Here is a 13,305-nt window from a genome sequence, read left to right on the forward strand (position 1 = left end):
ATGATTTTAGAAGCGAAAGATTTAAATTATTACTATCAAGATGGGGAAAGTCGTCGTTATATCTTAAAAGATACATCTGCTTCTTTTGAGAAAGGAAAGTTTTATACGATTTTAGGACAGTCTGGTTCTGGAAAGACGTCATTTTTAGCGTTACTTAGCGCTTTAGATTCGCCACACAGTGGCACAGTTTTGTTTAATGACCAGGATATTAAACAAATTGGTTATGAAAAGTACCGTCGCAATAATGTCGGTATTATATTTCAAAGTTATAACCTGATCCCGTCTTTAACCGCAGTAGAAAATGTGTTGGTTCCCATGTCTATTACTGAAAACGAACTGCCAGAAGACACGAAGACAGTGGCATATAATTTGTTAGATTATATCGGTATTGTAAAAAGCAAAGCAGATCGTTATGTCAATCAACTTTCTGGGGGAGAGCAACAACGTGTTGCCATTGCCCGGGCCTTAGCGACAAATGTGGAGTTAATTCTTGCTGACGAACCGACAGGAAATCTTGATGAAGAAATGGAACAAGAAATTATTGATATCTTCAAAAAATTAGCTCATGAACATCAAAAATGCGTCATCGTGGTCACCCACTCCAATGAAATTGCTTTACAGTCTGATCAAACCTTCAGTCTCAAGAAAGGTGTATTGACGTCTAATGAGTGATTTTTTATCAAAATTCAATAAAAAAAACTACGATGATCTATTAGATGAGCAAGATGAAAAGGGAAAAAGCAGTGATAAATCGGAAGAACCACCACAAAAATCAGAAGAAACAGCGTCAGCCTTGGAAAGTGAATCTATGCCTAAACCTTTGTCTACCAGAAGTAGTCGGCGAGACGAGGCAGTAGAAGAATTGGAGATCGATCCAGATTACCAAAAGAAAAGACGACGTATGATGTGGTTGATTATTTTGGGTACTATCATAGCTTTTGCGTTAATTGCTTTCATTTATTATCGAGCTGTTCATGCTGAAGTAGAAGATTTTGTAGGAAGCCCTGTTTCAGATGCACGCACTTGGGCTAACAAAAATGACGTGACTCTCGAATTATCAGAGGAATATAGTATGGAGCATGAAGCAAATCAAATTATTTCTCAAAGTATCTCTGCGGGAAAAAAGATACGTAAGGGTAAAGATATTCAGTTAGTTAGTAGCTTAGGACCTGATCCAGAGGCTGTAATTCCACTACCTGATTTTTCGGAGATGAATCAAATGGAAGCACAGAATTGGATTGAGGAAAATAAAGCAGAGAATCTTCAACTCGTTGAAGAATACAGCGATGACGTAGAAGAAGGAGAGTTTCTTCAACTAACCATCAGAGAGAGCGACATTGATGCATCAGAATATCAACGTAAAGACAGTGCGGCTGTCTACTATTCAAGAGGGAAAGAAGTCTTTGAAAAGAACATTACCATACCTGATTTTACTGGAAAAACACGAGAAGAAGTGGAACAATGGGCAGAAACAAATGAAATCGATATGTCTTATGAAGAAAAAGACTCTAACAGTGTAGAAGCGGAACTTATTATTAGTCAAAGTGAATCACCAGAAGAAAAAATTGCTAAAAGAGATAAAATGGAAGTTGTTGTCTCTTTAGGAAAAGCGACAGAGGTGCCGAACTTCGGAGAGCTTACAATAGATGAAGCGACTGCTAATTATCCCGAATTGTCAGTCATGGTGAAACAGAGATTTCACTCAGAGGTTCCGTATGGAGGGCTTATCTCACAATCGGTTGAGGCAGGAACAAAGTTAACGGAAAAAGATGATATGGAGGTTACTGTTACATATTCAGAAGGACGTCCATATTTGGGTGATTATCGCGGTCAATTAGAAGGTGATTTGCCAAGGTTGTTTTATGAAGAATATCAGTCTAAAGGGGCAGATATTAATTATATTGTTAAGTATGTTGACTCCCCCGAGGTAAAGGGAACGGTTGTGAGTATGAGCAAGTTTAATGAATTTGTGCCCATGACATATACTGTGGAAATTAAAATTAGTAATAATGCATCAGTAGCAGCAAATCCACCAGAAGAATTTGAGGATGAAATAGACGATTCTTTTGAAGAGGTGGAGACTGCAGATTCTGGAGAATAAAACAACATCACTGTTGATGAAAGCTCTTAGTGACCCTGAAAAATGTAAGTAACTATTAAAAATTAAAGTGGGTTGATGGTCAATTGAACGAAGTTATGAAATGATGGCGTCTCCTTTTATGCAGTCCTTCATCCGAGGACTGCATAAGTATATTAATAGACATTATATAGGTTAGGTTTTGTGTCCACCTATGACCGATTTAACGAATATTGTTTCTATATATACGGTGATCAATATTTTTGTTGACACATGTCAAAATGTATATTATTCTTTATGTAACCGGTTACACAAAAAGATAGGCGGAATGACAATGGCGACGATTCGAGATGTAGCGAAAAAAGCAAATGTATCAGTGGCGACGGTATCTCGCGTTTTAAATAATAAAGGGTATGTAAGCGAAGAAGCTCAAAAAAACGTGATGGCAGCAATTGAATCGCTTAGTTATACGCCAAATTCCGTAGCGCGCACCTTATACAATAAGTCTTCAGGTATGATTGGCTTAGTACTACCGGATATTACGAACCCGTTTTTCCCTGAATTAGCGAGAGCGGTGGAAGATGTTGCCCACACTTATGGTTACACAGTTGTGCTATGTAATTCTGATGAAGAAGTAGCAAAGGAAAAGAAATATTTTGACGCCCTGAAGCAAAAATATATTGATGGTATTATTTTAACGACGAGCAGCTTAACTTCTAAAGATTACGATCGGTTGGATTTACCAATGGTTGCACTAGATAGACGGATTGGCGATCATATTCCGACAGTCGTCTCTGAAAATAAACAGGGGGCCTGTGAAGCAACAGAGCATCTGTTAGCAAAAGGGTGTCGTTATTTGGCACATCTAAGAGGACCTGAAGGCGTTAAGACAGCTGACGAACGTTATAAAGGTTTTATGGAAGTGGTTGAACAGCATGGAGTGGAGCACGTCGTGTTAAATGCAGAGTTTCAAATCGATAAAGCTGAAGCGGTAGCACAAGAACTCTTCACAACTTATCCGCAAGTTGATGGCGTGTTTGCCGGAAGTGATGTGACCGCAGCAGGCGTGATGAAAGCGGCCCATACCTTAAATAAAAGAATCCCTGCTGATATAAAACTTATAGGCTTCGATGGTATCCCGTTAGGAAAAATGCTTGTCCCTGCCTTATCCACGGTAGAACAATCTATTTATAAAATGGGGGCCCTCTCAGCAAGATTGCTTATTAAGCAAATAGAGAAACAACCGATGGCGTCTATGTATTATGAATTACCAGTTAAATTAATAGCTAGGGAAACGACTTAGATGAGGAGTGTGAACGTATGAAAAAACCAGTTGTTACAGTTATAGGTAGCTTAAACATGGATTTAGTCACGCAAACAAACTCTTTTCCTGTAAAAGGTGAAACAGTGATAGGCGATCACTTTATGACAGTCCCTGGGGGAAAAGGTGCTAATCAAGCAGTGGCAGCAGCACGTTTAGGGGCCAATGTAAATCTTATTGGACGTGTGGGAGATGACCCCTTTGGGGAAATCTTACTGAGAAACTTAACAGAGAATAGTGTTTTTAAAGCGAATGTGGAACCGGTTACAGATTGTGCCACAGGTGTGGCTACGATTATTCTGCATGATCGTGATAATCGTATTATTGTCACACCGGGAGCTAATAATTATGTTACTAAAGAGTACATTGTCCAACATGAGAATGTGATTTTAACGAGTGATATTGTGTTGTTACAAATGGAAATTCCGCTTCCGACGATCGAATTTGTCCTCCAGCTATGTGAAGCATCAGCAGTTCCTGTCATCCTTAATCCGGCACCAGCGCATCAACTTTCGGAAGAAGCATGGCAAAGAGCAACTTATCTCACACCTAACGAAACAGAGAAGGAGCTTCTATTTGGCAAAGAGCCGAGTGAATATTTGAGAGAAAAGCTTATCGTGACTGAAGGAAAGCATGGTGTATCCTTTTTTGAAAGCGGTTCCTTTGATAGGGTAGATGGTTGGAGCGTGACGCCTGTAGACACGACGGGGGCAGGAGATACGTTTAATGGGGCAATGGCAGTGGCGTTATCCGAAGGGAAGTCAAAAGCAGAAGCTATTACATTTGCTAATGCAGCAGCAGCCATGTCCATTCAAAAGCTAGGAGCACAGGGAGGTATGCCAACTAGGCAGGCATTAGAAGAATTCATACAAGTGGGGGACTGACGATGAAAAAAAGAGGGATATTAAATAGAGATATCGCGACAGTGTTAGCACATTTAGGTCATACAGATCGCATAGCGATTGCAGACTGCGGACTACCAATTCCACCTCATATACCGTGTATTGATATTAGCCTTCGTTTAGGAGAACCAACTTTTCTTCAAGTATTAGATGAAGTTCTAGAAGATATGGCAGTGGAGAAAATGGTGATGGCTGAAGAGATAAAAGAGCAAAATAGCTCTCTTTATCAGGTAATAAAAGATAAAGGAATCGACTATACTTTCGTTTCTCATGACCAATTTAAACAGGAACTTACACGAGTAAAGGCAATTATTCGTACAGGAGAAGCAACACCATACGCTAATGTGATTCTTCAATCTGACGTCATATTTTGAAAGGATGAAGGCCTATGATTATTCGAATGGAAGGCATTCATAAAGCTTTTAGCGGAAATAAAGTGTTAAAAGACGTGTCGTTTTCACTAGAAAAGGGTGAGATTCATGCCTTAATGGGGGAGAATGGGGCAGGTAAGTCCACGTTAATGAAGATACTCACTGGTATTTACCCTTTAGATAGCGGAAAGGTAGAAGTAAAAGGTAGGCAAGTCGTGTACACACATCCAAAAGATGCAGAAAAAGACGGTATTGCGGTTATTCATCAAGAATTAAATATTCTTCCTGAATTAACGGTGGCTGAAAACTTATTTTTAGGAAATGAACAAACGATAGGGAAAACCGGCATATTGAAAACACGGGAAATGAATAGACAAGCTGTTCAAGTATTGGAAAAGCTCGGTTTAAAAGTAAGCCCGACAGCACGAGCAGGGAGTTTGTCCATTGGGAAACAACAAATCATTGAAATTGCGAAAGCATTAAGCACTAATGCTGATATTATCATTATGGACGAGCCGACTGCTGCTTTAACGGATAGAGAGATTGATACGTTGTTTAAAACGATAAGGCAGTTAAAGCAAACAGGTGTCACATTCATCTATATTTCTCATCGAATGGAAGAAATTTTTTCACTGTGTGATCGCATCTCAGTATTGAGGGACGGTGAATATATCGGGACAAAAGTGATTAAGGAGACTAACTTTGATGACATTGTGAAAATGATGGTAGGTCGCGAACTTGGAGGAAGGTTTCCTGACTATGATTTAACACCAGGCGATATTAAATTGGAAGTGGAAAAATTAACGCGAGATGGTGAATTTAACGACGTTTCTTTTCAAGTCAGGAGTGGAGAAATCTTTGGTATATCAGGGCTTATGGGAGCGGGAAGATCAGAACTCGTGGAAACCATCTTTGGCTATCGAAAAGCCACAAGTGGTATTGTGAAAATCGACGGTAAGGAAACTGCAATAAAAGATCCTCAATCCGCGATTCGACATGGAATTGGATTTGTATCAGAAGATAGGAAATCAAAGGGGCTCATCGTTGATTTTTCTGTTAAAGAGAATTTAAGCCTTACTAATTTAACGGATATTTCCCATCTAAACTGGCTTAGCACAGAGAAAGAAATGGCACTATACACTGACTTAGTAGCAAAGCTTGGCGTACGAACTTCCAGTCCTCAGCAGGCAGCGAAATCGCTCAGTGGAGGTAACCAACAAAAAGTTGTCATTGCCAAGTGGCTCGGACAGAATACACGGATCTTAATATTAGACGAGCCTACACGTGGGGTAGATGTAGGTGCAAAAAGAGAAATTTATAACATCATGAATGATTTGGCGAAGCAAGGTGTGGCAATCATTATGATTTCATCAGAGTTACCAGAAGTCATCGGTATGAGTTCACGTGTTGGCATTATGAATGAAGGTAAATGGATGACGATTTTAGATAGAGATGACTTAACAGAGGAGACAATTATGCATTACGCCACAGGAGGGGATAAACATGTTCGCCAATAAAAAATTTAAGTCCACAATTGGCTTGTTAGGGCCTTTTATTGGACTGTTCCTCATTGTTGCTATTATAACGATTTTAAACCCTAGTTTTTTATCTTTTGGTAATGTGTTAAATGTGTTGCGTCAAGTGTCTATTAATGCGCTTATTGCTTTCGGGATGACATTTGTTATTTTGACTGGTGGCATTGACTTGTCGGTTGGGTCGATGCTTGCATTGTCAGGGGCAGTTACTGCTACACTGATGGCTTCTGGTGTTGACCCCGTTTTAGCAATGCTTATCGGTTTACTGACTGGTGTCGTATTAGGAGCGATAAATGGCTTTATTATCGCCAAAGGGAAGGTGGCACCGTTTATTGCCACGTTAGCTACCATGACGATTTATCGTGGTCTTACACTCGTTTTCACAGATGGCCGTCCTGTCTCAGGTTTAGGCGGGGAGAATGGTATGTTTGAATTATTAGGACGAGGTTATCTTTTCGGTGTTCCTGTACCGGCAGTAACTATGCTTGTTAGCTTTCTCGTTTTATATCTTATTTTAAAGAAAACGACGTTTGGGCGACGCGTTTATGCGGTGGGTGGTAATGAAGAAGCCTCTATTTTATCTGGTATTAAAGTAGACCGCATTAAAGTATATGTGTATTCCTTAACCGGTTTTTTATCGGCTTTAGCTGGCATTATATTAACCTCAAGGTTGAATTCAGCTCAACCGACAGCGGGAACGATGTACGAATTAGATGCAATCGCAGCTGTTGTGTTGGGTGGAACAAGTTTAACAGGGGGACGAGGTTGGATCGTCGGTACTTTAATCGGTGCCTTGATCATAGGTGTTTTGAATAATGGGTTAAATTTGTTAGGTGTGAGTTCCTTTTTTCAGCAAGTTGTCAAAGGCAGTGTTATTCTCTTGGCGGTACTTATGGACCGCAAAAAAAATGCTTAAAGGGGCGATTTTATCATGAAAAAGTTAGGTTTATTAATGGCGTTAGCAGTGCTGAGTTTATTGGTTATTGCGTGTACAACAGAATCTCCAGTTAATGACACATCGAATAATACCGCTGGTAATGATGACGGAGATTTTACAGTTGGATTCTCCATTTCAACGTTAAATAACCCGTTCTTTGTGACGCTACAAGAAGGTGCTGAAGAAAAGGCAGACGAGTTAGGTATTCAGTTAAATGTTGTTGATGCTCAAGATGATAATTCAAAGCAAGTGAACGATGTGGAAGACTTGATTCAACAGGGTGTTGATGTGATTTTAATTAACCCAACAGATTCTTCGGCAGTCGTATCAGCAGTTGAATTAGCGAATGCTGAAAATATTCCTGTCATTACGGTTGACCGAGGAGCAGACGGTGGAGAAGTAGTGGCACATATCGCTTCGGATAACATTGCAGGTGGCGAAATGGCTGGGGAGTTATTAGTAGAGCTTGTTGGAGAAGGAGCCGAAGTAGCAGAATTAGAAGGTATTCCTGGATCATCAGCAGCCAGAGAAAGAGGAGAAGGGTTTAATAACATTGCAACTGAATCACTGGACGTAGTGACATCACAAACAGCTAATTTTGATCGAGCAGAAGGATTATCTGTCATGGAAAATATCCTTCAAGGTAATCCGAATATTGAAGGCGTTTTCGCTCATAATGACGAGATGGCATTAGGAGCACTAGAAGCTATTGAAGCATCGGGAAAAGATGTAATCGTAATTGGATTTGATGCGACAGATGATGCTGTGACAGCGGTAGAAAACGGTCGATTAGCTGGTACTGTGGCCCAGCAGCCAATTATGATTGGTGAGAGCGCCGTACAAGCAGCATTCGACCTGCTTAGTGGTGAAGATGTGGAAGACTTTATTCCAGTCGATTTGGAATTAGTGACAGAATAACCTTTTGTATCATCGTATTTAGGAGAAGCCATTGTTTTGTGACAATGGCTTTTTTTCAATTTTCTAAGATCTGTAGTAAAATCTGTGGCCTAACAGGGCCTTCGAAACTTAGAGGTACCGTTTGCATAATTTCGTTTTTAGCCAAGAAAACAGCGATATCGGCTCGACATTATATAGTCTATGGGAAAGTTTCCGAGCCGCTTCAGACTTCGCCTTACTTCTTTGTTCGTAAGAGTCTCCTCTATTTCAGAAGCACCACTTTCATTAAAACCTTTCAAAGATTATGACCAGCAAGGGTTTTGGATAATATAGTAGTTTTTTTGCCCTTGATGTCAAAATGATTGAATGAAATTGTTGTCACAATTTAAAACAAAAAAATCTATATAAAAGGGTCTTTAAGTTGATTTTAAAGTGACTATTTTGAAGAAAACAGACTAGTTTAAGTGATACATAGAAAAACCACCTTAAAGCTTATTCGGCTTTAAGGTGGCTGGTTATCTACAGTTTAAGAAGCATTTTCTTCTTGAAGCTCTTCTTTCATGGTATCAACATCATTTGCGTCAGTATCTTCGTTATTATGGTTTCGGCCATCAAAACGTAGAAGGTCTCCGTAAATAATTTTATCAGAGTATTCTAGTTCTTCATGTACACGATCTAAATAGGGTTCGCACTTTTCATCGTCTGTCGGTTCACCAGTTTCTTTAGAATAGCAAACTTCATTGACATAAACGATTTCATCTGTTATAAAGTTACCATTTCTAAGAATTGTAAATTCTTCGTAGTCTTCTGAGAAGATGTTATCACCGAAGATCGTTTGATTTTCCACTTCAATTCCTAACAAATGGAGTATGGTCGGTCGAACGTCTATTTGTCCAGAGACCTTCGAGATTTTTTCACCTTCCATCCCTGGAATGTGGATAATAAATGGCACTTGTTGCAGTTGTGTTTCAACAAATGGTGTCACGTCTTCACCTAAAAACTGTCCCATCGCTCTGTTATGATTTGATGAAATTCCGTCATGATCACCATAAATGACGATAATGGAATCTTCATACAAGCCTTCTTCTTTTAAACGCTCAAATAAAACTTTAATGGATTCATCCATATAACGGACGGTTGGGAAGTACTTGTTTAAAGTATTACTATTAGAATCAAATCTATCAATATACATGTCTTCCTCGTCTAGATCAAATGGGAAGTGGTTTGTTAACGTGATAAGTTTTACTTCGAATGGCTGTGGCATGTCTAGCATGTGTTCAACAGATTGTTCCATGAAATCGATATCTTTTAAACCCCAGCCTACGCTATTCTCTTCCGTAATTTCATAGTCATCTTTCGTATAAAAATCGTCGTAACCGAATTGATTATACATCACATTTCTATTCCAAAAGCTCCCATTATTTCCGTGCATAGAGGCTGTGTAGTACCCATTTTCATTTAAAATTTCAGGTAAGGCGTAATACTCGTTGGTAGCGTGAGAGAAAAAGACCCCACCTCTTGCCAACGGATATAAGGAATTATTAATAAGAAACTCCGAATCTGAAGATTTACCTTGTGCTGTTTGATGATAGAACTGATCAAAATAATAGCTTTCTTCTACGAGCTCATTTAAAAACGGTGTAATTTCCTCACCATTGAGAGTTTCGTTAATAACGAAATCTTGGAGCGATTCTGCGGCCACAAAAATAACATTTTTACCTTCAGCGATGCCATATAAATCTTTTTCTATACTTGGTTGGTTCTCCCCAATAAATTCATTCACTTCTTCAAGGCCAGATTCATTTGCAAATACGCGTGGAGCTTGAGAAGCAGTATGGAGATAAGCATCATAAAGGTGGAAACTGTAAACGCCTAGATTTTTGACTAAAAGTTCTCTGTCAAATGTTCGTGTCAATAATTGTGGACGTTCAACATTGGCAAGACTAACATTAATGATCGTTAAAATGATAATAACCGCATAGTAGGGACGGAGATCTTTAAAACGATGCTTGTACTTGACAACTTTCCCTGCTTTTTCCCACTTGTGAATTAAAACACCTGCAATCACGATATCTACGAAAAATAGTATATCGTACCATTTAACAAGGGTATGGATACTTGACCCTAAATCAGCCATGTTGTTACCCATGAAAAGGAGCGGAATTGTAATGAAATCTGTAAATTCTCTATAATAAACCACGTTTGAATACAATACAATTGAAGCCAGTGTCATAAAAACGAGCATGTAATAAGTTTGTCTGCTTTCTTTACGACGTAATAAAAACGTAATGACTAACATTAAAATAGGTAGAGGGTTTAATATGAGAATAATGAATTGGTTCATATTTTCTATCGTTATATTAAACTGTGTAACCCCTACGATGACCGTCTTAAGCCATAAAAAGAACAGGGCAATCCAAAAGATTGACGGCTTCTTTAAATTATTTTCTTTTTTCATCATGTTTTCTTCCCCCATAAATTAATCTTTATCTGTAATATGTTTAAGCTATCTCATAGCTTAACTGTAACTATAAAAGTGTGTTGTGTTATCTATGCATAAGGACATAATGGATTGTGTCTGTTTTTATAACCCATTTATTAAAGCCCTTAAAAATAACACACTTCAACTATTATAGTCCGTTTGTAAATGAAAAGTAAACAAAATATGAATTAATTATAATAGTTAGACGTGCTTTGAAGTAAAAAGTTCCGCAATTCTATATATAATTACTTAATTTTACAAACTTTTTCTATCTATACCGGGGTGTTTGTTCATTTTAGTGACTAAGGCTAGCTTAATGTGTTCCGATATTTCCTTCTATAACAAAATAAAACATGTTCTTCCTGAGAAGGAACAAGGATCGATATTGAAACATCGATCATCCTTAAAGGAAGAACATGATAAATGGAAGACTTTCTATACGAAAGTTTTTTAGATAAGCGGCCCACCGATTAATACATCTCTGGATATGTCTTTAAACCGGTTGAAATTCTCTTTGAATTTATAAGCTAGCTCTTTCGCTTTTTGTTCATAGGCAAGGGGTTCTGCCCATGTTTGCCATGGGAGTAAAAGATGATCAGGAACGCCAGGGCAATGAAGCGGAATATTTAACCCAAATACTGGATCTTTAGTCGTTTCTGCTGATTGTAAATCACCTTGAAGGGCGGCTCTTACCATTGCTCGAGTATAATGTAAACTGATCCGGTGACCAGTGCCATATGGTCCCCCTTGCCATCCTGTATTAACGAGAAACACATCTGTGTTATGCTCCGTCATTTTCTCCCCTAACATTTTGGCGTAGTGGCTCGGATGTAACGGGAGAAACGGTGCACCGAAGCAAGCTGAGAAAGTGGCTGTTGGTGAACTAATTCCCCGTTCTGTCCCTGCTAGCTTGCTAGTGTAACCTGATAAAAAGTGATACATAGCTTGTTCTACTGATAACTTACTTATTGGAGGGAGGACTCCAAAAGCATCAGCGGTTAAAAAGATCAATGTTGAAGGGTGCCCGCTAATACTAGGTATGGTTGACGAATCAATGGAAGTTAGGGGATAGGCAGCTCGCGTATTCTCAGTGAAGTCTGTAGCATCATAGTCCGGCTCTCGTGTGTGTTCATCGATGACAACGTTCTCTAAAACGGCTCCGAACTTAATTGCATTGTAAATGTCTGGTTCTTTTTCCTTGCATAAATTAATACATTTGGCATAGCAACCACCTTCAATATTAAAAATACCTGTCGGAGACCAAGCATGTTCATCGTCACCGATGAGTGACCGGTGTCGGTCAGCTGAAAGAGTCGTTTTACCTGTGCCAGAGAGGCCAAAAAATAACGCCACATCTCCTTCACTACCAACATTAGCTGAGCAATGCATAGAGAAGACCCCCTGTTTTGGTAATAGGTAATTCATAATAGAAAAAATCGCCTTTTTCATTTCTCCGGCGTATGCTGTTCCACCTATGAGAATCGTTCGTTTTTCAAATGAGGTGATGATAAATGCCTCTGAGCGTGTGCCATCACGTGTTGGATCAGCTTTGAATCCTGGAGCGCTAACAATCGTGAATTCTGGCAATTGTGTGGCTTTTTTTTCTTGCTCTGGGCGAATAAATAACTGTCTTACAAATAAATTATGCCATGCTAATTCATTTACGACCCGAATAGGATATTGATAGTTAGTGTCGGCTCCGGCAAAGCCCTGTCGTACAAATAGTTCATCCTTATCAGCTAAATAATGTAAAACTCTTTCATAAAGACGTTCAAAAGTTTCAGATGAAATGGGTTTGTTAACAGAGCCCCAATGAATATCTCTTTCTGAGGAAGCCTCTTTAACGATGAACTTATCCATTGGAGAGCGACCGGTGTACTCCCCTGTTTTGGCTACAAAGGCCCCTGTGGCAGTTAGATGCCCTTCTTTTCTAGCTAACATCTTTTCAATTAAATGGGGGACAGGGAGGTCCTTGTTCACATTGTTTCCTTGTATCAGCTGACACAATCTTGTTTCAAAATGAAGCATACTCATAGTATCCACCCTTTCAAAATAATTTACTTCGTTTTCCTGTGAGGGGCACCTTTAAGACAAGACGAACGTGAATGTTCATTAATGTAAGAAGGTGTGTAAACTTTCACGAAAAGCCAACTAGTTAATAACGTGTCTTAATCTTATTCAAATAATATAGTATGACTTATATATTATAAAGTATAATACATTAAGTTTATATGTGCTATACTTTATTGCGGAATTGAGAAATCAAATTAAGGTTAAGCGTGAAGGAGACAGATGAAAGCGAGTGATTTTTAAAAGGTGATTTTAGAAGAATTGATAAACAGATATTGGTTAAAAGTAAGAATATGACTACAAGTTTAGTGTAATCGAATGTCTACCTAAAAAGAGAAAGAAATTTAAAAGCGTCATAATATTGTCACAGTGTTATGAGAGAAGAAGTTAAAGGATGAAAGTTGACACTTTAAAAAAAATCGGTTATTCTTTCTTGAGAACGGATACTCTTATCCTGAGTAGGCGGAGGGACAGGCCCAACGAAGCCCAGCAACCATCACTAAGGCAAAATGTGAACGGTGCTAACCTGCAAGGCATACGCTATCATACGGTGTCTTGACCGATAAGAGGTGAAAGGCGAATGGATTCAAACCTTTTCCTCTAGTCAGGGAAAGGTTTTTTATACTTCTATGAAAGTCTGACTATTTAAAGGCAGGAAGCGTAGGATATTATGCCGATGCGCTTTTAAAAGTGAAGCTTTCCAAACAGCACTT

Annotated in this window: 10 protein-coding genes and 1 riboswitch; of the genes, 8 read left to right on the forward strand and 2 right to left on the reverse strand. The window is 38.9% G+C overall.

Translation table 11 applies throughout. The features are described 5' to 3' along the window. From BK581_RS17870 to rbsB, 8 genes are all read left to right on the forward strand, one after another. Complete coding sequence (locus BK581_RS17870; protein WP_078579440.1) at positions 1–672, forward strand: ABC transporter ATP-binding protein; 672 nt, start codon at positions 1–3, stop codon at positions 670–672. Continuing rightward, positions 665–2,101 carry a PASTA domain-containing protein gene (locus BK581_RS17875; protein ID WP_078579441.1) on the forward strand — a complete coding sequence of 479 codons (1,437 nt, stop codon included), beginning with the start codon at positions 665–667 and terminating at the stop codon, positions 2,099–2,101. Before BK581_RS17870 ends, BK581_RS17875 begins: the two co-directional genes overlap by 8 nt. A 310-nt stretch (positions 2,102–2,411) precedes the next feature. After that, positions 2,412–3,380 carry a LacI family DNA-binding transcriptional regulator gene (locus BK581_RS17880; RefSeq protein ID WP_078579442.1) on the forward strand — a complete coding sequence of 323 codons (969 nt, stop codon included), beginning with the start codon at positions 2,412–2,414 and terminating at the stop codon, positions 3,378–3,380. Between the two features lie 17 nt (positions 3,381–3,397). Further along, entirely contained in the window at positions 3,398–4,282 is an 885-nt protein-coding gene (rbsK, locus tag BK581_RS17885) for a ribokinase (RefSeq protein WP_078579443.1), read from the forward strand. Positions 4,283–4,284: 2 nt separating this feature from the next. Then, positions 4,285–4,674 (forward strand): D-ribose pyranase, encoded by a 390-nt coding sequence (gene rbsD, locus BK581_RS17890; RefSeq protein WP_078579444.1) that lies wholly within the window; start codon positions 4,285–4,287, stop codon positions 4,672–4,674. Positions 4,675–4,688: 14 nt separating this feature from the next. Further along, on the forward strand, positions 4,689–6,188 hold the full coding sequence (locus tag BK581_RS17895; protein WP_078579445.1) for a sugar ABC transporter ATP-binding protein: 1,500 nt from the start codon (positions 4,689–4,691) through the stop codon (positions 6,186–6,188). After that, positions 6,175–7,122, forward strand: coding sequence for an ABC transporter permease subunit (locus BK581_RS17900; protein WP_078579446.1), 948 nt, complete (start codon positions 6,175–6,177; stop codon positions 7,120–7,122). The genes BK581_RS17895 and BK581_RS17900 overlap by 14 nt, the downstream gene beginning before the upstream one ends. Positions 7,123–7,137: 15 nt before the next feature. Further along, positions 7,138–8,061 carry a ribose ABC transporter substrate-binding protein RbsB gene (gene rbsB / locus BK581_RS17905; protein ID WP_078579447.1) on the forward strand — a complete coding sequence of 308 codons (924 nt, stop codon included), beginning with the start codon at positions 7,138–7,140 and terminating at the stop codon, positions 8,059–8,061. Positions 8,062–8,566: 505 nt separating this feature from the next. On the opposite strand, the gene BK581_RS17910 is transcribed toward rbsB, so the two are convergent. Both BK581_RS17910 and pckA read right to left on the reverse strand, forming a co-directional pair. Next, a complete protein-coding gene (locus tag BK581_RS17910; RefSeq protein ID WP_245829144.1) occupies positions 8,567–10,501 on the reverse strand; it encodes an LTA synthase family protein in 1,935 nt (644 codons plus the stop codon). 471 nt (positions 10,502–10,972) lie between these two features. Next, positions 10,973–12,556, reverse strand: coding sequence for a phosphoenolpyruvate carboxykinase (ATP) (gene pckA / locus BK581_RS17915; RefSeq protein WP_078579448.1), 1,584 nt, complete (start codon positions 12,554–12,556; stop codon positions 10,973–10,975). Between the two features lie 482 nt (positions 12,557–13,038). Then, positions 13,039–13,161: riboswitch (SAM riboswitch) on the forward strand. Positions 13,162–13,305 lie beyond the last annotated feature (144 nt).

This window comes from Salipaludibacillus agaradhaerens (assembly GCF_002019735.1).
In the GTDB taxonomy this organism is placed as follows: domain Bacteria; phylum Bacillota; class Bacilli; order Bacillales; family Salisediminibacteriaceae; genus Salipaludibacillus; species Salipaludibacillus agaradhaerens.

Coding starts and splice junctions, on each gene's coding strand:
- BK581_RS17880 (WP_078579442.1), top strand. CDS start 2,412: ATGGCGACGATTCGAGATGTAGCGAAAAAAGCAAATGTATCAGTGGCG.
- BK581_RS17895 (WP_078579445.1), top strand. CDS start 4,689: ATGATTATTCGAATGGAAGGCATTCATAAAGCTTTTAGCGGAAATAAA.
- BK581_RS17870 (WP_078579440.1), top strand. CDS start 1: ATGATTTTAGAAGCGAAAGATTTAAATTATTACTATCAAGATGGGGAA.
- rbsB (WP_078579447.1), top strand. CDS start 7,138: ATGAAAAAGTTAGGTTTATTAATGGCGTTAGCAGTGCTGAGTTTATTG.
- BK581_RS17900 (WP_078579446.1), top strand. CDS start 6,175: ATGTTCGCCAATAAAAAATTTAAGTCCACAATTGGCTTGTTAGGGCCT.
- rbsD (WP_078579444.1), top strand. CDS start 4,285: ATGAAAAAAAGAGGGATATTAAATAGAGATATCGCGACAGTGTTAGCA.
- BK581_RS17910 (WP_245829144.1), bottom strand. CDS start 10,501: ATGATGAAAAAAGAAAATAATTTAAAGAAGCCGTCAATCTTTTGGATT.
- rbsK (WP_078579443.1), top strand. CDS start 3,398: ATGAAAAAACCAGTTGTTACAGTTATAGGTAGCTTAAACATGGATTTA.
- BK581_RS17875 (WP_078579441.1), top strand. CDS start 665: ATGAGTGATTTTTTATCAAAATTCAATAAAAAAAACTACGATGATCTA.
- pckA (WP_078579448.1), bottom strand. CDS start 12,556: ATGAGTATGCTTCATTTTGAAACAAGATTGTGTCAGCTGATACAAGGA.